Consider the following 25,408-nt stretch of genomic DNA (forward strand, 5'->3'; position numbering starts at 1 on the left):
AAGCGTGACCAGCCGCTCGACCGGTTCGGCCCGACTGTGGGTCAGTCCGACCGTGACCGAGGCGGAACGCTCTGGCGGCCCGTCATCGACCGGCTCCCGGTCGCCGGTGATCACCCAGGCAAACAGCAGTAGTGCGACCAGGGCGATCCCCAGCCGGCCGGCATTGCGTGACATCCATTGTTTCATCGTGAATCAGTTCCTGCGGAAAACGCCATCCAGGAGGGCGCGGAAAATGATTGTCCCATCATGCTACTGCTCGCACGATTCTCATCAGCCCCAGGAGCCGGAAACCCGGCGACCGATCGCCTTGTACAGCTCCATCAGGACATACGATGCCACCCCGATGGCGACCACGATGAGAGCGTCTGCGACGCCCACGGCCTCGGTCTCGAACACGGCCTGCAGGACGGAAAGGTAGGTGATGGCGAACTGGGCGAGCATCACCACGATCACCGCCAGCCAGACCGGGCGGGTGGCGCGAATCGCGTCCCGGGACAGCGAGGAACCATGGATGTTGCGGATGAAGAACAGCTGGAAGATCTCCATCACGACCAGCGTGTTCATCGCCATCGTTCGCGCCAGTTCCAACGAATATCCCTGCTCGATAGCGTAGTCATACACGCCGAACACCCCGACGAGAAACACCAGCCCGACAAAGGCGATGTAAATCATCCATCCGCCGGTCAGGATCGACTCGTCGATGGGGCGCGGCGGGCGGCGCATGGTGCCCGCCTCGGGCGGCTCGAAGGCGAGTGCCAACCCAAGCGTCGTGGCGGTGATCAGGTTGATCCAAAGAATCTGGATCGGGGTGATCGGCAGGGTCATGCCCAGCAGCAGGGCCACGATAATGGTCAGGGCCTCGCCCGCGTTGGTAGGCAGCGTCCAGCTGATCACCTTCTTGATGTTGTCGTAGGCCGTGCGCCCCTCGCGGATGCCGGCAACGATCGAGGCGAAGTTGTCGTCGGCCAGCACCAGGTCGGCGACTTCCTTGGCCGCCTCGCTGCCTCGTTGTCCCATCGCGATCCCCGCATCTGCCCGCTTGAGCGCCGGGGCATCGTTCACGCCGTCGCCGGTCATCGCCACGCTGTGCCCGCGAGCCTGCAGCGCCTCTACCAGCCGCAGCTTGTGCTCGGGGCTGGTCCGGGCGTAGACATCGATCCCGGCGACCCGCTCGCGCAAGTCGTCGTCGGAGAGCTTCTCGATATCCGCCCCGGTGAGCGCTTCCGAAGGATTCTCCAGACCGACCTGTTCGGCAATGGCCATGGCCGTGCCGGCATGATCCCCGGTAATCATCTTCACGCGGATGCCGGCCTGGCGGCATTCGGCGACAGCATCCGGCACCTCCGGCCGGGGCGGGTCGGACAGGCCGAGCAATCCCAGGAGCACCAGCCCATCCTCAACGTCGCTGCGCTCGAGTACCGTGTGTTCCGGGTCGACCGGGAGAAAAGCCAGCGCGAGCACCCGGTGTCCCCGGGATGCCAGATCGTGGGCCCGATCATGCCAGCGATCGGTGTCAAGCGAGCGCGTTTCCCCGTCCGCCAACCGCTCCCGGTCGCACATCGAGAGCAACTGCTCGGGCGCCCCCTTGACGAAGATGCAGGCGTGGCCCTCGTGATCATGGTCGAGCGTGGCCATGAAACGATGCTCGGCATCGAAGGGGATCGCGTCACTTCGGGTCCAGGCGGCGCGCTCCTTGTCCGCCTCCAGCCCGGCCCGACCGGCGAATGCGACCAGGGCTCCTTCCATGGGGTCGCCCTCGACGCGCCACTCGTCGCCCTGCTGGTCGAGACTGGAGTCGTTGCACAGCAGGCCCGCCCGGGCCAGCTCCGAGAGCGCACGATCGGCCGCGCCGTCGACCGGCTCGTCCATCTGGAACACCTGGCCGACCGGGGAATAGCCCTCACCGGAAACCGTGTACTCCTCGTCACCGGACTCGACCACGGTAACCGCCATCTCGTTGCGGGTCAGCGTGCCGGTCTTGTCGGTGCAGATCACGGATACCGATCCGACGGTCTCGATCGCCGGCAGACGCCGGACGATGGCATGCCGCCGCGCCATCGCCTGCACCCCGACCGCCAGCGTGATGGTCAGCACGGCCGGCAGTCCCTCGGGGATGGCCGCCACCGACAAGCCGACCACGGCGATGAACAGTTCCTCAAACGCCATCTCCCGCCACCAGGTCCCCAGCCCAAGGATCATGGCGGCGATGACCAGGATGACGGCAGTGAGCCAGCGCCCGAACCGGTTCATCTGCCGGACCAGCGGCGTGGTCAGCGTCTCAACGCCGGCTAGCATGCCGGAGATGCGACCGATCTCGGTCGACTCGCCGGTGGCCACGACCACACCCCGCCCCTGCCCGCGGGTTACCAGCGTGCCGCTGAACGCCATGGACTGCCGGTCACCCAGGGCCGCGTTGGCATCCACCGGATCGGACCGCTTCTCCACCGCCAGCGATTCACCGGTCAGCACGGCCTCCTGAATTCGCAGGTCATGGACCTCAAGCAAGCGCAGGTCGGCCGGCACACGATCGCCAGCCTCCAGCAGGACGATGTCGCCGGGCACGAGGTCCTCGGCAGCCACCGCCTGTCGGCGGCCTTCCCGGATCACGCCGGCCTTCAGGGCCAACATCTTGCGGATGGCCTCCATCGCCTGCTCGGCGCGCCCCTCCTGGATGAAGCCGATCACCGCATTGGCCACCACCACCGCGACAATCACGGCAGTGTCGACCCAGTGCGTCATCAGCGCGGTGATGGCCGCCGAAACCAGCAGTACGTAGATGAGGATGTTGTGAAACTGGCGCAGCAGACGTCGCCAGGCACTCGGCCGGGCCGCTTCCGGCAGCCGGTTGCGGCCGTGCTCGGCCAGCCTCGCCTCGACCTCGTCGGTTTCCAACCCCTTGGAGCGGGAACCGAGCGTCTCGAGGACCGTCTCCGGTCGCCGTGCATGCCACGTCGTGGCAGGTTTCGAATCGTCCGTCATGATCGTGCGCCGAAAGCCCTCAGCCTGGAAAACCCGGATGGCAGGACGCCACGACGGGGCCGATCAGCTGCCGAGCCCCAAGGGATGCTCGTTCGAAACAAGCCTAGAAAAAATTCTCGACGAATGGGCAATGCCGGAGGGCAGGCAGACACGCAAACCCCGGCGGTCGATTGGCAACGGCGTGCAGCGGCACGTGGCAGTCCGACCCGTAGGGAGGTCCTCGGACCGGTCGGCGAGCTCGTCAGGTCGCGCCTAAAGCGGAGGCGTTCAGAGGTCTAGACAACCCTTGGCCGCCTCGTCCATGGCGCGGTTGGCGAGTTGATCGGCTCGCTCGTTCTCGGGATGGCCGGAATGCCCGCGAGTCCAGTGCCAGTGCACGTCATGCCGACCGGCCGCCTGCTCGAGCCGCTTCCAGAGATCGGCGTTCTTGACCGGCTTGCCGGCGGCCGTGCGCCAGTTGCGCCGCCGCCAGTTGTGAATCCACTCGGTGATGCCCTGGCGCACGTATTGCGAATCGGTGGTCAGGTGAACCTCGCAATGCTCCTTGAGGGCCTCGAGCGCCTCGATCGCCGCGGTGAGCTCCATGCGGTTGTTGGTGGTCTCGGTATCCGCGCCCCAGAGATCGCGCTCGTGCTTGCCGAAACGCAGCACGGCACCCCAGCCGCCGGGGCCGGGATTGCCCCGGCAGCCACCATCCGTCCAGGCGTGAACCACCTTGCGTTTGCCCACCTCATCGCCCATCGCGTCGTCCTGTTTCCTGTTGTCGGTGTTTCGATTCGAGAGGCATGGTCGCGGCACGGTGCGACCGCATGCCGGCCACCTCGCCGCGCACCGGCCGCCCCACCAGGGAAGTCAGGCGGAAGGCCGCCTTGGGGTGGGCCGGTCTAGACACGCGCCGGGTCGCGTCGATCAGGTAGAAACCGTGCAGGAACCAGGCCCACTCGGCGCTCCAGCGCCGCACCCGCGCGCAGCGCGCATACATGCTGGATCGACACCACGGCCCCACCCCACCGATCGGCTCGATCGCCTCGATGTGATAGCCCAGCACCCGCAGCCAGTCGACCACCCGCCAGGCCGGGTGGTGCGTGCCAGCCGACAGCGGCGCATGGCAGCCGGGCCAGAAGCGCGAGCGCAGGTGCAGCAGGCTGGCCGGGTTGACACCCACGAGCATCAGCCGCCCCTCGGGGCGCAGGCTGCGATCGATCTCTCGCAGGATCTCGTGGGGGTTGCTCCGATCCTCGAGCACGTGAAGGGCGATCACCAGATCCGCCGCCTCGCTCTCGATCGGCAAGGCATCCAGGTCGACCGGCAGCAGCGAGCCCGGATCACCTCCCCGTGGGCCCGCCTGAACGACGTGGCCGATGCGAAGCCGGCCGTTCCAGTCGAAACGCTGGTGCAGCTCACGGCCCGTCTCGCCCAGCACCACGGCATGGTATCCGAAGGCCGTCTGTGCCCGTTCGGCGAGCGCCTCCATCAGATCGGCGGCCACCATGCGTCCGACCGGCGTGCGATACCAGTCGGCCGCGGCAATACTGGCGGCAAGTCGGTCTGGCACATCCGGTCTGCTCAAAGCGTCCTCCTGGGAAACGGCCCGATTTCGTCGGGCACCGTCAGGTGGCGGATTCATCCGCCGCGGGCGTCCAGCGGACCACCCGGCGGCTGGCCAGCATGATGACCAGTGCCAGCAGGCTGGCGGCGGTCATTGCGGCAAAGGCCATGCCCGGCCCCACTCTACCCCAGAGCAGGCCGGCGAGGTACAGCCCCAGCGCCGCCCCGCCACCGTAGCTGGCCGCCGAGAGGATAGCCTGTCCCCGGGCATGTGACCGCCCGGGGAATTGATGGTCGATCACCCAGATGCCCACGGCATGGGTCATGCCGAAACTCGCGGCATGGAGCAGCTGCGCGAACAGCAGCCAGCCGATCACGTCGGCCTGGAAACCGATCAGCAACCAGCGGGCGGCCATCAGGCCGATGGCGATCAGCAGCAGGCCCAGCGGGGCGAAGCGATTGCGGATGCCTGGCAGCAGGAAGAAGAGCACGATCTCGGCGATGACCCCCAGCGCCCACAACAGCCCGATGGCGGTGGCCGAGTAGCCCAACTCGGCCAGGTGAACGCTGAAGAAGGCGTAGTAGACGCCATGGGCGAGATTGATCAGGAAGTGACCGGCGAAGAAGCCCAGCATGGCCGGCTCGCGCAACCGCGCGCGGATAGAGACCGGTGTCGCCGAGCGGTGGCGCGGCACGCCCGGTTCAGGCACCCGCAGCAGCACGAGGACCAGGACGACCAGCGTGGCCGCCATGATCCACGGCACCCATTCGATGCCGATCCGATCGATCAGGGCACCCAGGCCCACCGCGGCGACGATGAAGCCGATCGACCCCCAGGCCCGCAGGGCCGGATAGCGCTGCGGCTCGGGACCGGTCAGTCGCAGCGCCGCCACGTCCAGTTGCGAGAGCAGCGGCTGCCAGAAGAAACCGAAGAGGACGAGCAGAGCCATCCAGGCGACCAGGCCTGCCTGCAGTCCTGCCAGCAGGCCCAGCCCGACGGCCAGCATGCCGCTGATGGCCGCGGCGAGGACCAGCCAGGCGATCACCCGGCCACTGTGGTCGACCAGCCAGCCGAGCAGTGGTGGGGCGACGAGCTTGGCGGCCATCACCATGGCCAGCATGGCACCGACCGTGTCCGGGCCGAAGCCCTGCTCGATCAGGTAGGGGCTGAAGTACGGCAGGTAGATGCCCAACCCGAGGAAGAAGGCGAAGTAGCCCAGCCGGATCGGGTTGAGGCCCGGCAGCCGGGTGGTGGCAGTCCCTTGCCGCTCGGGGATCATTCGCCGGCGTGCGGGGATCTTCCGGCCGGCACCACCGGCGTGTCGGTCTCGACGTCGCCGCACTGGCCACGATGGCGCAATGCATGGTCCATCAGCGTCAGGGCCAGCATCGCTTCGGCGATCGGCGTGGCACGGATGCCGACACAAGGGTCGTGTCGCCCGGTGGTGACGACTTCGGTGGGCTGGCCGCGCACGTCGACGCTCTGTCCCGGCAGGCGGATGCTTGAGGTGGGCTTCAGCGCCAGGTGAGCGACGATATCCTGGCCGCTGGAGATCCCACCGAGCACACCGCCGGCGTGGTTGGACATGAAGCCATCCGGGGTGATTTCGTCACGGAACTCGGTGCCGCGGGCGGCGACGCAGTCGAAGCCGTCCCCGATCTCCACGCCCTTGACCGCGTTGATGCTCATCAGCGCATGGGCGATATCGGCATCCAGCCGATCGAAGACCGGCTCGCCCCAGCCCGGCGGGCAGCCTTCGGCCCGCACGGTGACCTTCGCGCCGACCGAGTCGCCCGAGCGGCGCAGGTCGTCCATGAAGGTCTCGAGCTCCGGCACCTGCGCGGCGCAGGGCCAGAAGAACGGATTCTCGCCGACCGCCTGCCAGTCGAAGCAATCGTCTTTCAGGACGATGGGACCTAGCTGGGAGAGGTGCCCGCGCACGGTCACGCCGTGCGCCTCGGCCAGCCACTTCTTGGCGATCGCGCCGGCAGCTACCCGCATGGCGGTCTCGCGGGCGGACGAGCGTCCACCACCGCGATAGTCGCGTCGGCCATACTTCATCCGGTAGCTATAGTCGGCGTGCCCGGGTCGGAATTGCTCGGATATCTTCGAGTAGTCCTTGGAGCGCTGGTCGACGTTCTCGATCAGCAAGCCGATCGGGGTACCCGTTGTCTCGCCCTCGAACACGCCGGAGAGGATGCGCACCCGGTCGGGCTCGCGCCGCTGGGTGGTGTGCCGGGAAGTGCCCGGCCGGCGGCGGTCGAGGTCGGCCTGCAGGTCCTCCTCGCTCAGGGCCAGTCCCGGGGGACAGCCGTCGACGACAGCGCCCAGCGCCGCGCCGTGCGACTCGCCGAACGTGGTGACGCGAAAAAGCGTACCGAAGGTATTACCCGCCATAGATCCAACCTGACCAACCTGAATTTGAATGCTCGCCCCGGGGACCAGGCGCCGCGTCGGGCGGCCGCCCCGGCATGATAAACTGCGCGCCGGTCCCAAAGGCCCGGTCGCCATCGCGGCAACGGCCGCACAGTATACCTGCCCGCCCCGGGCACTGCCCACGAATACCCGCCATGCCGCTCGACCTGATCTCCGCCATCACTCGACATGCCGCCGAACGGCCCCGCGCCCACGCGCTGGGCGACCGACGGCAGTGGCTGGATCATGGCCAACTGGCCGATCGCGTCGCCGCCGCCATCTCCTGCCTCGACGAACTCGACCTGGCGGCGGGAGACCGGGTGGTCCTTTGGGCCGGCAAGGATGTCGAGACCGTGGTCTGGCTGGTCGCCCTGCTCGCCCGGGACATCGTGCCGGCACCGGCCCACCCGGCATTGCGCCCCGAGCAGGTCGAACACCTGTGCCGGCAGTGCGAGGCGCGCGGGCTGCTCCTCGATGCGCCCAGGCTGCGTCAATGGCGACCCGACCGCGCCGACGGAGACGGCTGGTTCTGGTCTCCGGCCGATGGCCATGAACCGCGGCGCGTTCACCTTCCGGCCACGGGTACCGCCGCCCTGCCCCCGCGCGGCACGCCCCGCCCGGATCGTCTGGCCATGCTGTTCTTCACCTCCGGCAGCACCGGCTTGCCCAAGGGGGTCATGGTCAGCGAAAGCAACCTGGATGCCGGGAACCGGATCGTTGCCGACTACCTCGAGATTGACGAGAACGACGTGGTCGCCGCAATCCTGCCGCTGGCCTTCGACTACGGCTTTTCCCAGGTCACCACCGGTCTTTCCCGCGGCGCGGCCGTCTACCTGGACGACTACCTGTTGCCGGCGGACCTCAAACGTCCGTTGCTGCGCCAGTCGGCCACGGTGCTCGCCGGCACCCCAGGCCTTCTGATCCCGCTGGCCGGGCAGCCCTGGCTCGCCGAGGCACCCGCCCTTCGGGTGGTGACGAACTCCGGCGGCCACCTGCCGGCCGATGCGGTGCGCGGTCTGCGGGAAGCCCGACCGGCCACCCGGCTGTACCTGATGTACGGCCTGACCGAAGGCTTCCGCGCCACCTACCTGCCGCCCGACGAGGTGGACCGACACCCGGGTTCGATCGGCTACCCGTTGCCCGAGACCCCCATCGGCCTGGTGGACGGCGAGGGCCACCTGCTGGGTCGTGGTCAGACCGGGGAACTGGTCCAGGGCGGCCCGCTGGTCGCACTGGGCTACATCAACGACCCGGAGGCCAGCGCTCGACGTTTTCGCCCTCCCCCGGCCGGCTGGCCGGACACGAACGATGCACGCGTGGTATTCAGCGGGGATCGCGTGCATCAGGACGCGGACGGCCGGCTGTTCTTCGTCGGGCGTATCGACGAGCAGATCAAGGTGGCTGGGTTTCGCATCAGTCCCGAGGAGATCGAGTCCGTCGCCCTGTCCGCGCCCGGCGTGACCGAAGCGGTAGCCCTAGGCCGGCCCGACCCGGCCAGCGGCAACCAGCGGCTGATCCTGCACGTCGCCCCGCTAAACGTGGATGTCGATGCGCTGCGCCACCACCTGCGCCGGCATCTGGCACCCTACCAGCAGCCGGCGGAGATCCACCGCCACGCGAGCCTGCCCCGGTCGGACAACGGCAAGCTCGATCGTCGCCAGTTACGGGAGCACTGATCCATGGCCCGATCCTCAGAACATGCACCGTACAATGGCCGCCAGGTGATCGACGACACCCTGGGGCCGCTAGCCGACTGCTGGGGTGGGACGGCCGCGCTGTCGATCGACGGCCAGCCACTGTCCGCCCGCATCCCGACCTCGCCGGCCTTTGTCTACAACCGCCGTTGCCTGGACGCAGCCGTGACCCACCTGCGCGGGTACCTGCCGGAAGGCATCGGCATCCACTACGCCATAAAGGCCAACCCCTTCCCGCCACTGGTGCGCCACCTGGCGGGGCTGGTCGATGGCTTCGACTGCGCCTCCAGGGAAGAAATGCGGCTGGCCAGCGAGGTCGCCGCCCCGGAGCAGCACCTGTCGATCGCCGGTCCGGCCAAGTCGCGCGCGGAGCATCGGTTCGCGATCGAGCGGGGCATCGTCATCAATGCCGAATCGACCGGCGAACTCGAGCGCATCGCTGCCGAAGCGCGGGTGCTGGGCGAACCTGCCCGCGTGGCCCTGCGGGTGAATCCGCCGTTTGCGCTCAAGGGCTCCGGGATGCACATGGGTGGCGGCGCCCGGCCCTTCGGCATCGACAGCGAGGCGATTCCGGCCATCCTGCGCCAACGGGACCGGCTGGCCGATGCCGGCATCGACCTGGTCGGCCTGCACCTGTTCGCCGGCTCGCAAAGCCTGAACCACGAGGCCATTGCCTCCGCGCTCGATGCCTGGACCGAGCTGCTGCGCGACTGGCAGGCACAGACAGGTTTCACCCCGCGCGAACTGATCATCGGCCCCGGACTGGGCGTGGCCTACCACCCCGGTGACCGGCCGCTGGAACTCGACAGGGTGGCGCCGGCCTTCGAGCGACTCGACCGTAACCTGCGTGCACTCGGGGAAACCGGCGGCATCGACGTCGACACCCGACTCGAGCTGGGCCGGTTCCTGGTGGCCTCTGCAGGGGTGTATCTGGTGCGGGTGGTCGATCGCAAGGTCTCGCGGGGACAGGCCTTCCTGCTCTGCGACGGCGGCATGCATCACCACCTCGCCCTGTCGGGCAACCTCGGCGCGGTACTGCGCCGTAACTGGCCGCTGGTGGCCGCCGATCGACTGGATGCGCCACTCGACGAGTCGGTCGACATCGCCGGCCCACTGTGCACGCCGCTCGACGTGCTGGGGGCGAAACAGCCACTGCCGGCCCTCGGCCCCGGCGACTGGCTGGCGGTGCTCCAGTCCGGAGCCTACGGTGCCAGCGCCTCGCCGACCGGCTTTTTGTCACGCGACGCGGCGATCGAATATCTGGTCTGACGGCCGCTGCCCGCGGTGTCAGCGCATGGCCCGACGCACGGGGGCGAAGCTCTGCCGATGGATGGGACTGGGGCCGTGCTCGGCCAGGGCGGCCAGATGGGCGGCCGTCGGATACCCCTTGTGCCGCGCCAGTCCGTACTGCGGGTATTCGGAATCCAAAGTCACGATCTGGCGATCCCGACTGACCTTGGCGAGGATCGAGGCGGCGGCGATGGCCGGATCGGAGGCATCCCCCCCAACCCGTGCGTGACCGATCACCGGCAGTTCGGGACAGCGATTGCCGTCGACATGGGCCCGGTCGATCGGATGGCCCTGTTCGATGAGCGCCAGTACCGCGCGGCGCATGGCCAGCATCGAGGCGTGCAGGATGTTCAGGCTGTCGATCTCCGCCACGCTGGCCTCGGCAATCGCCCAGCCACGCGCGCGCTCCCGGATCTCGTCGAACAGGGCCTCCCGTCGACGTTCGCTGAGCTTCTTTGAGTCGTTCAGCGCGGCAATGCGCCGGCCCGGATCCAGGATGACCGCCGCGGCGACCACCGGGCCGGCGAGGGGGCCGCGCCCGGCCTCGTCCACGCCGCAGTAGACGCCGCCGGCGTCCAGATCGTCAAACAAATCCGCTTGCGGCATACTCGTGCCCATCCATTGCCCCATTCATCGCTTTCATCGAGGGTCGCTTGAACTCGTCAACCGAAACCGGTTCCGCTCCACGGGTGATGCTCGCCGCGGGCGAGGCCTCCGGCGACATGTACGCCGCCGAGCTGATCACCGCCCTGCGCCGTCGCCTGCCGGCACTCCAGGCCTTCGGCCTCGGCGGGGCCCAGTCACGAGCGGCCGGCATGGAGACCATCGTCGACATGGACCGGGTCTCGGTCATGGGCCTCGTGGAAGTCATCCGTCACTATCCTGACCTGCGCGCCGCCATGAACGAGATGGTCGCGGCACTCGACGAGCACCGCCCCGATCTGCTGATCGCGGTGGACTTCCAGGAGTTCAACCAGCGCCTGGCCAGGGCGGCGCGGGCTCGCGGCATCCCCGTGCTGTTTTTCGTGGCCCCGCAGGTCTGGGCCTGGCGGCCGGGTCGGGCGAGGCATTTCAGTCAGATCGCCGACCACCTGGCCGTGCTGTTCGACTTCGAGAAGCCGCTGTTCGAACGGCACGGCCTGCCGACGACACATGTCGGCCATCCGCTTATCGACCTGATCGACCGCGAGGCTCCGTCACGGAACACGGCCCGGGGGCAGCTGGGTCTCTCCGACGACACGCCCGTCATCGGATTGCTGCCCGGCAGCCGCCACGGTGAGATCGAGCGGCTGCTGCCGACCTTCCTGGCCACGGCTGAACGGCTCCTTGCCGCCGACGGTGCGCGTCGTTTTCTCCTGCCAAGGGCTGGCTCCGTCAAGCCCGAGTGGCTGGAACGACTGATCACTGCCACTGCCCCCTCCACGGAACTGCGTGAAGCCCTGACGGTGCTCGATGGCAGTTCGCGGGCGGTCATGGCGGCCAGCGATGCCCTGCTGGTCGCCAGCGGCACCGCCTCGCTGGAGGCGGCGTTGATCGGCACACCGATGGTGATCGCCTACCGGACCAATGCGCTAACCCACGCCATCGCCCGGCGACTGGTCCGGATCGAGCACATCGGCCTGCCCAACATCATTCTCGGTCGCGAGGCGGTGCCGGAACGCATCCAGCAAGATGCCACGCCGGACCGGCTGGCCGTCGACATGGAGGCTATCCTGCAGCCCGCCGGGGCGACGGCCCAGTACCGCGACCTCGCCGAGATCCGTGATCGCCTGGGTGCCGGTGGCGCGCTTGAGCGGCTGGCCGACCTGGCTGCCGGCATGGTCAAGAGCCCGGATCGATAGCGACACCGACCTGAACGACCAGTCCTTGGCCCAGGGGGATTCGCGGGGCGGTGGGCGGTGGTCCGACCGACGGTGCCCCTCTCAGTCTTCCCCGGTCAGCCGGCGCGGGTCGAGCAGCTCGGCCAGCGTATCCTCGTCCAGATCTGTCATCTCGCGGGCCACGTCGATGACCGTCCGTCCCTCGGCATAGGCCCGTTTGGCGATCGCCGCACCGGCCTCGTAGCCGATCACCGGGTTGAGTGCCGTGACCAGGATGGGATTGGCGGCGAGATCCCGCTCGATGCGCTCGCGGTTGACCACGAAGCCCGCGACGGCCTTGTCCGCCAGCAACCGGCTGGTGTTGGCCGACAGCCCGATCATCTCGTCGAGATTGGCCGCGATCAGCGGCAGCATGACGTTAAGTTCGAAGTTGCCCGACTGGGCGGCCAGCGCAATGGCGTGGTCGAGCCCCTGCACCTGCACGGCCACCATGGCGGTCGACTCCGGGATGACCGGGTTGACCTTGCCGGGCATGATCGAGCTGCCCGGCTGCAGCGCCGGAAGGGTAATCTCGCCCAGCCCAGCCAGCGGACCGCTGTTCATCCAGCGCAAGTCGTTGGCGAGCTTGTACAGGAATGCCGCCAGCCCCCGCAGGGACGCCGACAGCGCCAGCGAGTCGTCCTGCGCGCTCAGGCCCGCGGCCAGGCTCGGCAGTCGAGAGAACGGCGCCTCTCGGTCCAGGGACTCGTTGAGCGAGGAGACGGCCGCATCGGCGAAGCCTGCCGGGGCATTGAGCCCCGTCCCCACGGCGGTACCGCCGAGCGGCAGGGCCAGGTTGCGGTCGCGTGCCTGCTCGATGGCAACTCGCGCGGCGCGCAGTTGCTCGACATGGCTTTCAAGCACCTGGTCGAAACGGATCGGGGTCGCATCCATCAGGTGGGTGCGACCGGTCTTGACCACGCCTGCCAGCTCGCGCGCCCGGCCCAGCAGGACCGTTTCCAGATGCGCCAGCGCCGGCAGCAGGTCCGACTCGACACGGCTGACCGCCATCACCCGGATGGCACTGGGCACCACGTCATTGGAGCTCTGGCTCATGTTGACGTGGTCGTTGGGGTGCACGCCCGCCTGCTCACCGGCCAGGTGGGCGATCACCTCGTTGACGTTCATGTTGCTGCTGGTGCCTGAACCGGTCTGGTAGATATCCACCGGAAAGGCGCCTTGCAGCTCGCCGCTCGTCAGGCTCTCGATCAGTTGCCCGGCGACCGACTCGATCGCCTGCGCCCGCGGCTCATCAAGCCCGCCGATCGCGCGGTTGGCCCGCGCGCAGGCCGCCTTGATCCGGCACAGCGCCGTGATGAAGGAAACGGGCATGGGCCGCCCGCTGACGGGAAAGTTGTCGACTGCACGCTGTGTCTGCGGGCCGAAGAGGGCGTCGGCGGGCAGGCGGACCTCGCCGAGGCTGTCGCGCTCGATACGCTCGTGGGTTTCTCGACTCATGGCATCGGTGCCCGGATCTGTTTGATGTGACGACGTTCGCGGTGGCGCGGGCAGTGAACCGTCGCCGACCATATTCAGCGCGTGATGCCGCGCTCGCTCTCGCGGATGAAGTCGAGCATCTCGGCGAGCGCCGGCTCGGTCTCGGCGGCCTGCTCGAACTCGGTCCACACCAGCTCATCACCCTGGCGCTTCACCAGTTGCCGGAAACAGCGGTTGAGCAGGCTGATGGTCTCGGCAGAGAAACCCCGGCGCTTGAGGCCTTCCTTGTTGAGCCCGATCGCCCGGGCGCGCGCGCCGTCGGCCATGACGTAGGGGACCACGTCCTTGGAGATCTTGGAAAATCCGCCGACGAAGGCGTGACCACCCACATGACAGAACTGGTGAGCGACCGCGAAACCGCCGAAGATGGCGTATTCGCCCACTTCGACGTGACCGGCCAGGGATGCGGCATTCGCCAGGATGACGTGGTCGCCCACCATGCAGTCGTGCGCCACATGGGCATAGGCCATCATGAGGATGTCCGATCCCAGGCGGGTCAGGCCACCACCACCCGCGGTGCCGCGGTGAATGGTGGAGAACTCGCGGATCCGGTTGCGGTCGCCGATCTCCAGGAAACTGCGCTCGCCGGCGAACTTGAGGTCCTGGGGCACCTCGCCCACCACGGCGTGACTGAAGATGTGGTTGTCCGTCCCGATCCGGCACGGACCCTTGATCACGGCGTGGGAGTCGATCACCGTGTTGGCTCCGATCTCCACCTCGCCTTCGATGATCGCATAGGGGCCGACCGAGACGGATTCGTCCAGACGTGCCTCGTCGCTGATGATCGCGGTCGGATGAATCACTCGGTCACTTCCTTGGCCACACACTTGACCGTGGCGCGGGCGGCAATCTCGTCACCCACCCGTGCCTCGCAGTTGAAAATTCCCATGCCCCGGGCCATGCGCTTGATCTCGACCCGGATGATCAGCTGGTCACCGGGCTCGACCATGCGGCGGAAACTGACGTCATCCAGTCCCACCAGCATGTACAGCGCGTTGTCCTTCGGCTTGCCACCATTGCTGCGGAAGGCGAGCACGCCGGTCGCCTGTGCCATGGCCTCGGTGACCAGCACTCCCGGCATGATCGGACGGACCGGGAAGTGGCCCTGGAAGAACGGCTCGTTGAAGGTGACGTTCTTCACGGCGACCAGGTACTCGTTGGGCGCCCAATCGACTACGCGGTCGATCAGCAGAAAGGGATAGCGGTGGGGCAGGAGCTCCATGATCTCCTGCACCATCATGGTGTTGTCTTCACTCACGAGTCGTCCTCATGCGTCGGCGTGTCACCGAGCTGTTTTTCCAGTTGTCGCACTCGCCGAACCAGTCGGTCGAGTTGCTTGAAACGGGCTGCATTCCGATGCCAGCGCTCGTTCGTATCCAGTGGCGTGCCGGCGGAATAGACACCCGGCCGGTGAATGGAGCGGGTAACCATCGACATGCCGGTGACGTGGACGTGATCTGCCAGCGTCAGGTGGCCGGCCAGACCGACGCCGCCCCCCAGCGTACAATGCCGCCCCACCACGCTGGATCCGGCCAGCCCGGCACAGCCGGCGATGGCGGAATGTGCCCCGACGCGCACGTTGTGCGCGATCTGGATCAGGTTGTCCAGTTTCACGCCGTCGTCGATCACGGTGTCATCCAGCGCGCCGCGGTCGATGGTGGTGTTCGCACCGATATCGACGTCATTGCCGATCACCACCCGGCCGACCTGCGGAACCCGCCGCCACGCTCCCTTGTCGAGGGCCAGGCCGAAGCCGTCGGAACCAATGACCACACCGGGCTGGATCACGCAGCGCGCGCCGATGACGGTATCGGCCAGCACGGTCACCCGACCGATCAGCCGGGTGCCGACGCCGATACTGACATTCTCGCCGATCAGGCAGCCGGGGCCGACTTCCACATCAGCGGCAATCCGGCTGCCACCCCCCACGGTGACGTGCGCGCCGAGCCGGGCAGAGGGATCGACCTCGGCATCGGCCGCAATCACGGCCGTCTCGTGGATTCCCGGCTCGGGCCGCTGACGTGGATAAAGCCGCTCGAGCAGCCTGGCGAATACCAGCCTCGGCTCGTCCACGACCAGCGCCGGCACGTCGGCGGGCAACTGGGCCTGCCCCGTCTCGTTCGTGACGACCAGCCCCGCCCCGGTGTTCGAGGCCGTGCCGGCCGATTTGCGATCACCGTCGTAGTAGGCGACATCACGATCCCCGGCCGAGGCCAGCGAGGCCGCCCCGGTGATCACCCGCTGACTGTCGGCGGGCACGCTCGCCCCGACGACCTCGGCGAGCTCGGCTACGGTTGCGGTTGACGTGGCCTGGATACTCACGACTGAACGACCGGGCAGCGCCGATCAGCGCCCCATCGATTCCAGGCGATCCAGCACCTCGCCGGTGATCTCCACCCGGTCGGCGGCATATACCACGCCCTCGGACAGGACCAGGTCATAGCCCTTGTCCCGGGCCTCGGCGCGGATCGCGTCGAGCACCAGTCGCTGGAGCTTACCCAGTTCCTCGTTCTTGCGCAGGTTAAGGTCGTCGCGGAAGTTGTTCTGCTCGCGCTGCAGGTCACGCAGGTTGCGGTTGAGCTCACGCTCGAGATCGGCGCGATCGCCCTCGCTCATCGTCACGCTATCCCGGTTAAGACGGTTTTCCAGGCCCTGGACCTCTTCGCGCATGCGACGCAGCTCCTGCTCGCGGGAGGAGAACTCCTCCTCGAGTTGCTGCTTGGCCCGCTCGGCCTGGGGCGCCTGCTCCAGCAGCACGGAGGAATTCACGAAGCCGATCTTGATATCGGCCGCCTGGCCCAGGGCCGGAAGGGCAAGAAAGGCTGCCAAAAAGGCGAAACGTCTAACCAAGCGAATCACGCTGTCGTCTCCTGCAACATCGTCACCCGGTGCGGGCGATCATGTAAGGGTGAGTCGGAAATCAGGGGAGCCCCCGGATCGAGGCGGCGACGTTCCCGGCTTCCGTGTCTGTTCGTATTCCCGACCAACGGTACGAAGCGGCCTCTCTGTCGCGGGCCGTCACCGGCACCGCCCCAATGCCACCGAGTCGGCCGGCCACTCCCTGTCCCGGGCATTATGCCACAGCCCCTCGACGCCCATCGTCCGATCAGAAAGAGGCGCCGATGGAGAACTGGAAGTTCTGGGTCCGATCCCCGGCCTCGTCATTGAGCGGCTGGGCGTAGCTGAAGATCAGCGGGCCGACCGGCGAGATCCAGCTCAGCGCCACACCGGCCGACTGCCTCAGCGTGCCGGTATCGAAATCGTCCACGTCACGATAGGCGTTACCAATGTCCCAGAACAGGGCCATGCGCACGGTGTGGCGCTGCTCGGTCAGGAACGGAAGCGGCGAGACAAGTTCCAGCCCACCGTTGACCTTGAACGTGCCGCCCATGGGGTCGTCATTGGAATCCCGCGGACCGAGCGAGTAGTCCTCGTAGCCGCGCACCGACCGGATGCCCCCGGTGAAGTAGTTAAGGAACGGCGGCAGGCCGTCGTAGTAATCGCTCACGCCGCTGTAATCGCTCTGGGTGTCGCCATAGGCCTTGATCTGGCCGACATTGCCGTGGGCCCGCACCGTGAAGTTCTCCGTCAGCGGCTGGTAGAACTCGCCGTCGTACTCGCCCTTCACGTAGGTCAGGTCGCTGCCCGGCACGGCAACGGTCGCCGACAAGCGATGCAGTTGGCCGTCCGTGGGAAACATCGCGCGATTGCGGCTATCGAAGCGCCAGGACGGCCGAATGCTGAAGGTCGTGTACTGCTCGCCGTCGAAGCCGGGACCCGGCTCATCCCCGTCGATCGACTCCCCGGTCACCCAGCTCGGCGAGTAGGTGGTGGCCTTGATCTCCTGGTTCTCGGCCCGGAAGTCGATCTCCCCGCGGGTGTTTTCGGTGAACGGGGCGCCGAAGTTGATGTTGCCGCCATAGGAGTCGACCAGATAACGGGACAGCGAAAGCTCGGTACCGTCCTGCTTCTGGTAGAAGAGCCCGAAGCCCTGACTGACGCCATTGACCGTGAAGTACGGATCGCGATAGTTGAACTGGTAGTACTCGCGGTACGAACTGCGCTCGACGTTCAGGCCGACCGACTTGCCGCTGCCGAGGAAGTTCGGCTGGTTGATGCCGGCGTTGAACAGCACGCCCTCGGCCTGGGAGTAGCCCACGCCCGCGGTGAGCGAGCCGGAGAGCTGTTCCGAGATGTCGTATTCCACGTCGACCTGGTCGGTCGAGTCCGGCACGGGCGTGACGTTCTGCTCGACTTGCTGGACGGACGGGAGCCGCTCGATGCGCTGCTTGGAACGGTCGAGCTTGTCGCCGGCATACCAGCTACCCTCCATCTGTCGCATCTCGCGGCGATAGACCACCTCGTCGGTGTTGTAGTTGCCCTTGAACTCGATCTCGCGGACGCTCACGCGACGACCGGGCTGGAGGTTGAAATCGACCACCACGGTCTTCTCCGCCTCGTCGATGTCGGGACGAGGCTCAACCTGGGCGAAGGCATAGCCGTAGTCGCCCATGCGTCGACCGATGGCGTCGCTGGTGTCCACCACCTGGCGGCGGTTGAAATATTCGCCCACCTCGACCTGGTTGAGTTCGGCCAGCGTCTCCTCGTTGAGCAGCATGTTGCCGCTGTAGGTCACGTCCGTGACCTCGTAGCGCTCGCCCTCGGTGACGTTGACCACCACCTCGATGTCCCGCTTGTCCGGGGTAATGGTCACCTGGGTGGAGTCCACCTGAAACTTCAGGTAACCGCGATCCAGGTAGAACGAGCGCAATCGCTCGAGGTCGGCCGACAGCTTCTGGCGCGAATACTGGTCCTGGTTGGACCAGAACGCCCACCACGGCACCGGACCCATCTCGAACGACTTGAGCAGTTCCTTCTCGGAGAAATCCTCGTTGCCGATGATGCGCACGCGCCGGATGGAAGCGGGCTTACCCTCGTAGATCTCGATGCTGACGAACACCCGGTTGTCCTCGAGCTCCTCCACCTCGGTCTGAATTTCGACGCCGTACTGGCCGAGGCTGTAGTAGACCCGCTGGAGCTCGGTCTGCATCTTGTCCAGCGCCCGCTGATCAAGGACCCGCCCCTGCACCAGCCCAATCGACTTGAGGGCCTCCTGCAGCTGCTCGGTCTCGACCTTCTCGTTGCCGTTGACCTCCAGCGCGGTAATGGTCGGACGCTCCTCCAGACGAATCAGCAGCGCATCGTCCGGCGACCGCCCTACCTCGACGTTCTCGAAGAAACCGGTGTCGTAGAGCGACTCGACCACCCGGGTGCTGTCTCCCGCCTGGAAGTCGTCGCCGACTTCGTAGGGGATGTAGGTGAAGACGGTACCGGGAGAGATGGTCCGCAGACCCTCGACCCGGATGTCGGTGATCTCGAATGCCTGTGCCAGCGAGGGAAGCAACAACAGGGCGCCAAGCGCGAGTGCGGCGGTGAAACGTTGATTGATGGTCATGCCGAGGGGGCTTTCCTGGTCAGGCAGATGAAGGATCGGAACCAGCCATGGTCGAGACAGCCATGGCCACGGACTCGTGAGTAAACCCGGCTATTGTGAACCAAATCCAGCTAGTGCATCAACCGGGCAATATCGTTGTAGAAGACCACTATCATCAGGGCGGCGAGCAGCATGATTCCGATGCGGGTATAGATCTCCTCGAACCCCGGTCCGGGCGGCCGTCCCTTGACCGCCTCGATCAGGTACAGCAGCAGGTGTCCCCCGTCGAGCATCGGGATGGGCAGGAGGTTCAGGATCGCCAGCGACAAGCTCACCAGGGCAAGGAAGCCGAGGAAGGTGGAGAGCCCGAGCACCAGGCTCTTGCCGGCATACTCGGCGATCGCGACCGGACCGGAGAGATTCGCTAGGCTCGCCTCGCCCCGCAACAGCCGGTAGAAGACCTGGAACGTCAGTGCCGTCATCTCCCAGCTACGTTCCAGCGAACGTCCGAAGGCATCGATCGGGCCGGCCCGATCGATGCGGAACATGGCACGTGCCGCCTCGGGGTCATGTGGGCGCGAGGCGAGCGAAACACCCAGGCGGCCGACCTCCTCGCCGTCGACCTCCACCGGGCGGGGAATCACGTCCACTTCGCGCTGCTGGCCGTCTTCGTTCTCCAGCGTCAGGCGCAGCGATTCGCCGGCACGCTCGCCGATCCAGCCGATCAGTTCCCGGGGATAGCGGTATTCGCGACCGTCGAGCGCCACGATCCGCTCACCCGCCTCCAGGCCGGCCGCGGCCGCCGCGGAACCTTCCTGCACCGCGGCAATTTCCGCCACGCCCGGCGGCTGCCACAGGGCCAGACCCAACTTGGAAAGGACATCGGTAGTCGGCTTGCCGATCGACCCGCCCAGCGGGTCGAGCTCGGACAGGTCGAGTTCAGTGGACAGAAGCCGGCCGTCACGCTCGAATCCCACCGGCAGGGTCTGTCGTTCGATGCCGCCGTTGATCATGCGCAACTGGAACTCGGTCAAGGTCTCGACGGCATGCGGCCCCACCGAGGTGATCACGTCTCCCGACTGAAGCCCCGCCTCGGCCAGGGGCGTGCCTGGCTCCAGATCGCCCAGCTTCGGCACGATGCCCTGCGTGCCCACCATGAACATCAGCCACCAGAAGAACAGGGCAAGCACGATGTTCGCCGCCGGACCCGCCGCCACGATCATGGCGCGTCGATGCAGCGGCTGACGATTGAAGGCGCGGTGGACTTCCGCGGGGTCGACCTCACCCTCGCGCTCGTCGAGCATCCGGACATAGCCACCCAGGGGCAGCGCCCCGACGCGGTACTCGATTCGGTCAGGTCCGCGGTGCGTCGAGAACAGTGTCTTGCCGAAGCCCAGCGAGTAGGTCAGCACACGCACGCCCAGTTTTCGCGCCACCCAGAAATGGCCGTATTCGTGGAACGCCACCAGGATGCCGATGGTGATCAAGAAGCCCAGCAGGCTGATCAACACGTCCATTGATCGTTACCCACCGGCCGTCGTCATTCGGGCCGACCGGCACCAGTCCAGCGTCCAGGCACGCACCTCGGCGTCCAGCGCCAGCACCGCGTCGATCGACTCGGGCACGGCGACGCGGTCGGCAGCGGTCATCGCCTCCAGGGAGGCCTCGATGGCTGCGGGAATGCCGGTGAACGTCAGCCGGCCATCGAGGAAGGCTGCCACCGCTACCTCGTTGGCGGCGTTGATCACGAGGGGCGCAGCGCCCCCGGCGCGCAAGGCGTCAAAGGCCAGTCGCAGGGCGGGGAAGCGCGCGAAGTCCGGACGCTCGAAGTGCAGTCCGTTGAGGGCGTGGAAGTCCAGCGGCCTCACCCCGGAATCGAGCCGATCGGGCCAGGCCAGGGCATGCGCGATGGGGGTGCGCATGTCCGGCTCTCCCAACTCGGCGAGCACTGACCCGTCAACGAAACGCACCATGGAATGAATCACCGACTCGGGATGCACCACCACCTCGATCCGGTCGGCATCGATGCGGAACAGGCGGGCGGCCTCGATCACCTCGAGGCCCTTGTTCATCATGGTCGCCGAATCGACGGATATCTTGCGTCCCATGGACCAGTTGGGATGGGCGCAGGCCTGCTCGGGGGTGATGGCGGGAAATCGCTTCGCCGGCCAGTCGCGGAAGGGGCCGCCCGAGGCGGTCAGGACGATCGATTCGACTTCCGCCGGATCCGTGCACCGCTCGCCCGAGCCCATCGGCAGGCACTGGAAGATGGCGTTGTGCTCGCTGTCGATCGGCAACAGTTCCGCCCCACTCCGCCGAGCGACGTCCATCATCAAATCGCCAGCGGCGACCAGCGACTCCTTGTTGGCCAACAACACCCGCTTGCCCGCGTGCAACGCGTTCCAGGTGGACTGCAGGCCTGCCGTGCCGACGATGGCTGCCACCACCACGTCGAGATTGTCGCCCCCGGCGAGAGCATCCGCCTCGCGCTGACCGACCACCAGTTCCGGGCGTTCGGCGGCGGGGAGTTCCGCCAGACGCGAGAGCAGAGCCTCGCGGCGGCTTGAGTCGACCAAGCCGACGACGGCCGGGCGGAACCGCCGAATCTGATCGAACAGCGCCTCCACCCGGCCATGGGCAACCAGCACTTCCACGCGAAAGCGCGTCGGATGCCGCTCGAGGACGTCCAGCGTGCTGCAACCGATGCTGCCGGTCGAACCGAAGATGCCGACGCGCTTCATGAGCCGCCCATCAATTGCATGTGCGACAAGGCCAACCACCAGAGCGGCATGGCGGCAAACTGTCCATCGAGCCGGTCGAGCACACCACCATGGCCAGGCAGAACCCGACCACTGTCCTTGACACCGGCCTCCCGCTTCAGGCGCGACTCCTCGAGATCCCCGCCGACGGATGCCAGCGCGACCACGACGCACCAGGCCGCGAGGAGCCAGGATGGCGTGGTCGCGAACAGCGGCAGCACCGCACCGATTGCCGCCAGCACGGCCACGCCGGCGAGCCCGCCGATCACGCCCTCGATGGACTTGCCGGGGCTGATCATCGGCGCGAGCTTGTGTCGCCCGAAGGCACGACCGGAGAAATAGGCCAGCGAATCGGCCACGACGACGACGAGGATGCCGAACAGCAGCAGCCACTCCCCCTGCGGGGCGGCGTGGATCTCGACCAGCGCCACCCAGAACAGCGGCAGGATCACCAGACCGATCAGGCGACGCTGCCAGAACGGGCGCTGGGGCGGCCGACTGACGCGATAGCGAAGATGAGTGGCGAACAGGGAGAACCAGGAGGCGGCGGCCAGACCCATCAGCCAGACCAGCTGCTCGTGGGGCCAAAGCTGTTGCCAGCCCACCGCAAGCAACACGGTGCCGACCACCCAGGGCCAGATCTGGCAGGGGGCTAGGCCACAGAGGCGGAACCATTCGACGGCCGCCCAGGCGAGGACGACCAGGGTGATGCCGGCGAAAATCCGCTCCGGGGTGAACAGCACGACGGCGAGTGCGACCAGGCCGGCAACGACGCCCGTGATCAGCCGCAGCGCGGTCGAGCTCACGACGCCCCCTCGCTGGACGTCCGGCCGAACCGGCGGTCACGACCCGAGAACCAGCGCACGGCCTGCTCGAAGGCAGCCTCGTCGAACCGGGGCCAGAGCACGTCGGTGAAATACAGTTCGGCGTACGCCGACTGCCACAACAGGAAGTTGCTCAGGCGCTTCTCGCCGCCAGTGCGGATGAACAGGTCGACGGGCGGCTGGCCTGCCGTGGACAGCCCCCGTTCGAATTCGTCGGCCAGCACGGCCGGATCGTCGAGGTCGATCGCTTCCCTGGCGTGGCGATCGGCCAGTCGGCGCGCGGCCTGGAGGATGTCCCACTGGCCACCGTAGCTGACGGCGATCTGCAGGTGCAGCCGACGATTGTCGGCGGTGCGTTCCTCTGCGGCGGCCATCAGCCGACGGACGGCGGGGTCCAGACGCGAAAAGTCACCGATGAATCCCAGTCGCACGCCGTTCTCGTCGAGTTCGTCGAGTTCCTTTTCCAACGCGTTGATGAACAGCTTCATCAGCGCGTCGACCTCGTCGGGCGGACGCGACCAGTTCTCGGAGGAGAAGGCGAACAGGGTGAGGATCGGGATCTCGAGCCGCATGGCGGCCCGTATGGTGGCGCGCACGGCGCGGCGGCCGCGCTGGTGTCCCATCTGGCGGGGCAGGTGCCGGGCCTTGGCCCAGCGACCGTTACCGTCCATTACGATGGCGACGTGGCGGGGGCGGCGCGCCGGATCGATCGCCGTCGCCGGTTCGTTGGTGGGCGCCCGGCTCACGACGGCCTAGACTTCCATCAGTTCTTTTTCTTTCTGCGCCACGATCCGATCCACCTCGGCCACACACTCGTCGGTGAGCTTCTGGACCATTTCCTCGCCACGACGCTCGTCGTCCTCGGAGATTTCCTTCTCCTTGAGGAAGGCCTTGAAGTCGCTGTTGGCATCGCGGCGGATGTTGCGGATGGCGATCTTGGCGTTCTCGCCTTCGTGGCGCACGACCTTGCCCAGTTCCCGGCGCCGCTCCTCGGTCAGCGGCGGCATGGGGATACGGATCACGGTGCCGGCGGAAGACGGGTTCAGTCCCAGATCGGAAGTCATGATCGCCTTCTCGATCTTGCCGACCATGTCCTTCTCCCAGGGAGTCACGCTCAGTGTGCGCGCATCCTCGGCCGACAGCTTGGCGACCTGGGAGAGCGGCACCTCGCTACCGTAGTACTCCACGTGGATATGGTCCAGGACGCTGACATGCGCCCGACCGGTGCGGATCTTGGAAAGCTCGCCCTTGAGCGCCTCGATGCTCTTGTTCATGCGCGTACGAGCGTCTTTGACCACGTCGTCAATCATTCTTCACGTTCTCCGCTGTCACCAGGGTACCGACGGACTCGCCGTTCACGGCCCGCACCAGGTTCCCCGGCTCGTTGATGTCCACCACCATCAGCGGCATCTGCTGATCGCGACACATCACGATCGCGGTGGCGTCCATCACGCCCAGCCGCTGGTCGAGCACGGCATTGTACGTCAAATGATCGTAGCGTTCCGCATCCGCATCCACCTGCGGATCCGCGCTGTAGACCCCGTCCACCTTGGTCGCCTTGATCATCAGGTCAGCGTCGATTTCGGCGGCACGCAAGCTCGCACCGGAATCGGTGGTGAAGAACGGGTTGCCCGTCCCGCCGACCAGCACGACCACCCGCCCCTTCTCAAGATGTCGCACGGCGCGACGCCGGATATAGTCCTCGCAGACGGCATGAATCGACACGGCCGACATCACGCGGACCTTCAGTCCGCGTCGCTCGAGCACGTCCTGCATCGCCAACCCGTTCATGACGGTCGCGAGCATGCCCATCTGGTCGCCCGTCACACGATCCATGCCGGCACCGGCAAGGCCTTCGCCCCGGAAGATATTGCCGCCGCCCACGACCACCGCGACCTCGACACCCCGGTCCTTGAGGGCCTGGATGTCGTCACCGAGCCGATTGATTACCGCCGGGTCGATCCCGAAAGGCCGGTCTCCCATCAGCGCCTCGCCGCTGAGTTTGAGCAGGACACGTCGATAACGGGGGGAGCCGGCAGTTTGCATATCGTTTCACCTGTGGGCTGTGTGCTTGCGATTGATTGTCGCGCCATGCCGAGCATGACGCACCAGAGAACATCCGAGCAAGCCCTCCGGCCAGGCCGCCCGACCCGATGAAGGCTTGATCGGAGATTCTGCAGTTCAAAAAAAAGCCGGGTTGGCCCCGGCTTTCCTGGAGGGCGATCAGCCCCCTTTGACCTGCGCCATCACTTCGGCGGCGAAGTCGCCTTCCTCTTTCTCGATGCCCTCGCCCACTTCCATGCGCTCGAAGCGAACCACCTTGGCGCCCTCCTTCTTGAGGAGCTGGCCGACGGTCTGGTCGGGATCCTTGACGAACGGCTGGCCGACCAGGGTGATCTCCGCGAGGAACTTGCGGATACGGCCGTCGATCATCTTCTCGACGATCTCCGGCGGCTTGCCGGATTCGGCGGCCTGGGCGCGGAAGATCTCGCGCTCCTTCTCGACGGTGGCCTCGTCGACCTGCGACTCGTCGACGCAGCTCGGCTTGGTCGCGGCCACGTGCATGGCCAGATCACGCGCCAGCTCTTCGCTGCCACCCTCGAGCTCGACCAGCACGCCGATGCGCTCGCCGTGACGGTAGGCGCCGATCACGCCGCTGGTGGACATGCGGACGAAACGACGGATCTGGATGTTCTCGCCCAGCTTGGCGACCAGCGCCTTGCGGCGATCGTCGGCCTTTTCACCGTCGACATCCAGCGCGTTGACCGCGTCCATGTCGGCCGGGTCGTCGGCGAGGATCTTCTCGGCGACGTTCTGCGCGAAACCGGCGAAGTCATCGCCCTTGGAGACGAAGTCGGTCTCGGAGTTGATCTCGACCATCGCGGCGCTCTTGCGGTCATCGCTGATCGCGATGGTGACCTGGCCTTCGGCGGCAACGCGGCCGGCCTTCTTGTCGGCCTTGGCCAGACCGCTCTTGCGCATCTGCTCGATCGCGGCCTCGATGTCGCCGTCGGTCTCGACCAGTGCCTTCTTGCACTCCATCATGCCCGAGCCGGTACGCTCGCGGAGTTCCTTGACCAGAGAGGCGGTAATTGCCATGAGCTGTCT

Annotated in this window: 22 protein-coding genes and 1 pseudogene; 3 read left to right on the forward strand and 20 right to left on the reverse strand. The window is 66.9% G+C overall.

The window, feature by feature from the left end; genetic code table 11:
- The 6 genes and pseudogenes from ACESL5_RS00960 to aroC all read right to left on the reverse strand — a co-directional run.
- Positions 1 to 186 (reverse strand): annotated as a pseudogene (locus tag ACESL5_RS00960) (efflux transporter periplasmic adaptor subunit); the annotation flags it as partial.
- Between the two features lie 84 nt (positions 187 to 270).
- Complete coding sequence (locus ACESL5_RS00965; protein WP_372590908.1) at positions 271 to 2,979, reverse strand: cation-transporting P-type ATPase; 2,709 nt, start codon at positions 2,977 to 2,979, stop codon at positions 271 to 273.
- 267 nt (positions 2,980 to 3,246) lie between these two features.
- Positions 3,247 to 3,720: a ribonuclease HI gene (gene rnhA, locus ACESL5_RS00970; protein ID WP_372590909.1), complete on the reverse strand. Its 474-nt coding sequence runs from the start codon at positions 3,718 to 3,720 to the stop codon at positions 3,247 to 3,249.
- The gene (locus ACESL5_RS00975; protein ID WP_372590910.1) at positions 3,710 to 4,534 is read right to left on the reverse strand and encodes a class I SAM-dependent methyltransferase; all 825 of its coding nucleotides are present in this window, start codon (positions 4,532 to 4,534) and stop codon (positions 3,710 to 3,712) included. The genes rnhA and ACESL5_RS00975 overlap by 11 nt, the downstream gene beginning before the upstream one ends.
- A 55-nt stretch (positions 4,535 to 4,589) precedes the next feature.
- Positions 4,590 to 5,807, reverse strand: coding sequence for an MFS transporter (locus ACESL5_RS00980; protein WP_372590911.1), 1,218 nt, complete (start codon positions 5,805 to 5,807; stop codon positions 4,590 to 4,592).
- Positions 5,804 to 6,925 (reverse strand): chorismate synthase, encoded by a 1,122-nt coding sequence (gene aroC / locus ACESL5_RS00985; protein ID WP_372590912.1) that lies wholly within the window; start codon positions 6,923 to 6,925, stop codon positions 5,804 to 5,806. Before aroC ends, ACESL5_RS00980 begins: the two co-directional genes overlap by 4 nt.
- Positions 6,926 to 7,098: 173 nt before the next feature.
- Between aroC and ACESL5_RS00990 the strand changes: the two genes are divergently transcribed.
- Both ACESL5_RS00990 and ACESL5_RS00995 read left to right on the forward strand, forming a co-directional pair.
- Positions 7,099 to 8,619 (forward strand): AMP-binding protein, encoded by a 1,521-nt coding sequence (locus tag ACESL5_RS00990; protein WP_372590913.1) that lies wholly within the window; start codon positions 7,099 to 7,101, stop codon positions 8,617 to 8,619.
- Positions 8,620 to 8,622: 3 nt separating this feature from the next.
- Complete coding sequence (locus ACESL5_RS00995) at positions 8,623 to 9,906, forward strand: pyridoxal-dependent decarboxylase, exosortase A system-associated (protein ID WP_372590914.1); 1,284 nt, start codon at positions 8,623 to 8,625, stop codon at positions 9,904 to 9,906.
- 18 nt (positions 9,907 to 9,924) lie between these two features.
- On the opposite strand, the gene rnhB is transcribed toward ACESL5_RS00995, so the two are convergent.
- Entirely contained in the window at positions 9,925 to 10,533 is a 609-nt protein-coding gene (gene rnhB / locus ACESL5_RS01000) for a ribonuclease HII (protein ID WP_372590915.1), read from the reverse strand.
- A 47-nt stretch (positions 10,534 to 10,580) separates the two neighbouring features.
- Here rnhB and lpxB point away from each other — a divergent pair, with 47 nt between their 5' ends.
- The gene (lpxB, locus tag ACESL5_RS01005; RefSeq protein WP_372590916.1) at positions 10,581 to 11,768 is read left to right on the forward strand and encodes a lipid-A-disaccharide synthase; all 1,188 of its coding nucleotides are present in this window, start codon (positions 10,581 to 10,583) and stop codon (positions 11,766 to 11,768) included.
- An 81-nt stretch (positions 11,769 to 11,849) separates the two neighbouring features.
- Here the strand turns inward: lpxB and ACESL5_RS01010 are convergent, their stop codons facing one another.
- The 13 genes from ACESL5_RS01010 to tsf all read right to left on the reverse strand — a co-directional run bounded on the left by ACESL5_RS01010 (position 11,850) and on the right by tsf (position 25,399).
- A complete protein-coding gene (locus ACESL5_RS01010; protein WP_372590917.1) occupies positions 11,850 to 13,244 on the reverse strand; it encodes a class II fumarate hydratase in 1,395 nt (464 codons plus the stop codon).
- A gap of 74 nt (positions 13,245 to 13,318) precedes the next feature.
- Entirely contained in the window at positions 13,319 to 14,086 is a 768-nt protein-coding gene (gene lpxA, locus ACESL5_RS01015; protein ID WP_372590918.1) for an acyl-ACP--UDP-N-acetylglucosamine O-acyltransferase, read from the reverse strand.
- Positions 14,083 to 14,523 (reverse strand): 3-hydroxyacyl-ACP dehydratase FabZ, encoded by a 441-nt coding sequence (gene fabZ, locus ACESL5_RS01020; RefSeq protein WP_372590979.1) that lies wholly within the window; start codon positions 14,521 to 14,523, stop codon positions 14,083 to 14,085. Before fabZ ends, lpxA begins: the two co-directional genes overlap by 4 nt.
- 14 nt (positions 14,524 to 14,537) lie before the next feature.
- Entirely contained in the window at positions 14,538 to 15,605 is a 1,068-nt protein-coding gene (gene lpxD, locus ACESL5_RS01025; protein ID WP_372590919.1) for a UDP-3-O-(3-hydroxymyristoyl)glucosamine N-acyltransferase, read from the reverse strand.
- A gap of 24 nt (positions 15,606 to 15,629) precedes the next feature.
- Complete coding sequence (locus ACESL5_RS01030; protein WP_372590920.1) at positions 15,630 to 16,142, reverse strand: OmpH family outer membrane protein; 513 nt, start codon at positions 16,140 to 16,142, stop codon at positions 15,630 to 15,632.
- Between the two features lie 247 nt (positions 16,143 to 16,389).
- The gene (gene bamA, locus ACESL5_RS01035; protein WP_372590921.1) at positions 16,390 to 18,738 is read right to left on the reverse strand and encodes an outer membrane protein assembly factor BamA; all 2,349 of its coding nucleotides are present in this window, start codon (positions 18,736 to 18,738) and stop codon (positions 16,390 to 16,392) included.
- 110 nt (positions 18,739 to 18,848) lie between these two features.
- Complete coding sequence (rseP, locus tag ACESL5_RS01040) at positions 18,849 to 20,234, reverse strand: RIP metalloprotease RseP (protein WP_372590922.1); 1,386 nt, start codon at positions 20,232 to 20,234, stop codon at positions 18,849 to 18,851.
- Between the two features lie 6 nt (positions 20,235 to 20,240).
- Positions 20,241 to 21,458, reverse strand: a complete 1,218-nt coding sequence (gene dxr, locus ACESL5_RS01045) for a 1-deoxy-D-xylulose-5-phosphate reductoisomerase (RefSeq protein ID WP_372590923.1) — start codon at positions 21,456 to 21,458, stop codon at positions 20,241 to 20,243.
- Positions 21,455 to 22,282, reverse strand: coding sequence for a phosphatidate cytidylyltransferase (locus ACESL5_RS01050; RefSeq protein WP_372590924.1), 828 nt, complete (start codon positions 22,280 to 22,282; stop codon positions 21,455 to 21,457). Before ACESL5_RS01050 ends, dxr begins: the two co-directional genes overlap by 4 nt.
- Positions 22,279 to 23,046, reverse strand: a complete 768-nt coding sequence (gene uppS, locus ACESL5_RS01055; protein WP_372590925.1) for a polyprenyl diphosphate synthase — start codon at positions 23,044 to 23,046, stop codon at positions 22,279 to 22,281. The genes ACESL5_RS01050 and uppS overlap by 4 nt, the downstream gene beginning before the upstream one ends.
- A 6-nt stretch (positions 23,047 to 23,052) precedes the next feature.
- On the reverse strand, positions 23,053 to 23,610 hold the full coding sequence (gene frr / locus ACESL5_RS01060; protein ID WP_372590926.1) for a ribosome recycling factor: 558 nt from the start codon (positions 23,608 to 23,610) through the stop codon (positions 23,053 to 23,055).
- Entirely contained in the window at positions 23,603 to 24,346 is a 744-nt protein-coding gene (pyrH, locus tag ACESL5_RS01065) for a UMP kinase (RefSeq protein WP_372590927.1), read from the reverse strand. Before pyrH ends, frr begins: the two co-directional genes overlap by 8 nt.
- A gap of 177 nt (positions 24,347 to 24,523) precedes the next feature.
- A complete protein-coding gene (tsf, locus tag ACESL5_RS01070) occupies positions 24,524 to 25,399 on the reverse strand; it encodes a translation elongation factor Ts (protein ID WP_372590928.1) in 876 nt (291 codons plus the stop codon).
- Positions 25,400 to 25,408: the final 9 nt, after the last annotated feature.

The sequence above is a fragment of the Guyparkeria sp. genome (genome assembly GCF_041687595.1).
In the GTDB taxonomy this organism is placed as follows: domain Bacteria; phylum Pseudomonadota; class Gammaproteobacteria; order Halothiobacillales; family Halothiobacillaceae; genus Guyparkeria.

Coding starts and splice junctions, on each gene's coding strand:
- aroC (WP_372590912.1), bottom strand. CDS start 6,925: ATGGCGGGTAATACCTTCGGTACGCTTTTTCGCGTCACCACGTTCGGC.
- ACESL5_RS01010 (WP_372590917.1), bottom strand. CDS start 13,244: ATGAGTCGAGAAACCCACGAGCGTATCGAGCGCGACAGCCTCGGCGAG.
- tsf (WP_372590928.1), bottom strand. CDS start 25,399: ATGGCAATTACCGCCTCTCTGGTCAAGGAACTCCGCGAGCGTACCGGC.
- ACESL5_RS00980 (WP_372590911.1), bottom strand. CDS start 5,807: ATGATCCCCGAGCGGCAAGGGACTGCCACCACCCGGCTGCCGGGCCTC.
- dxr (WP_372590923.1), bottom strand. CDS start 21,458: ATGAAGCGCGTCGGCATCTTCGGTTCGACCGGCAGCATCGGTTGCAGC.
- ACESL5_RS00965 (WP_372590908.1), bottom strand. CDS start 2,979: ATGACGGACGATTCGAAACCTGCCACGACGTGGCATGCACGGCGACCG.
- ACESL5_RS00990 (WP_372590913.1), top strand. CDS start 7,099: ATGCCGCTCGACCTGATCTCCGCCATCACTCGACATGCCGCCGAACGG.
- ACESL5_RS00995 (WP_372590914.1), top strand. CDS start 8,623: ATGGCCCGATCCTCAGAACATGCACCGTACAATGGCCGCCAGGTGATC.
- fabZ (WP_372590979.1), bottom strand. CDS start 14,523: ATGATGGTGCAGGAGATCATGGAGCTCCTGCCCCACCGCTATCCCTTT.
- frr (WP_372590926.1), bottom strand. CDS start 23,610: ATGATTGACGACGTGGTCAAAGACGCTCGTACGCGCATGAACAAGAGC.
- rnhA (WP_372590909.1), bottom strand. CDS start 3,720: ATGGGCGATGAGGTGGGCAAACGCAAGGTGGTTCACGCCTGGACGGAT.
- rseP (WP_372590922.1), bottom strand. CDS start 20,234: ATGGACGTGTTGATCAGCCTGCTGGGCTTCTTGATCACCATCGGCATC.
- bamA (WP_372590921.1), bottom strand. CDS start 18,738: ATGACCATCAATCAACGTTTCACCGCCGCACTCGCGCTTGGCGCCCTG.
- rnhB (WP_372590915.1), bottom strand. CDS start 10,533: ATGCCGCAAGCGGATTTGTTTGACGATCTGGACGCCGGCGGCGTCTAC.
- pyrH (WP_372590927.1), bottom strand. CDS start 24,346: ATGCAAACTGCCGGCTCCCCCCGTTATCGACGTGTCCTGCTCAAACTC.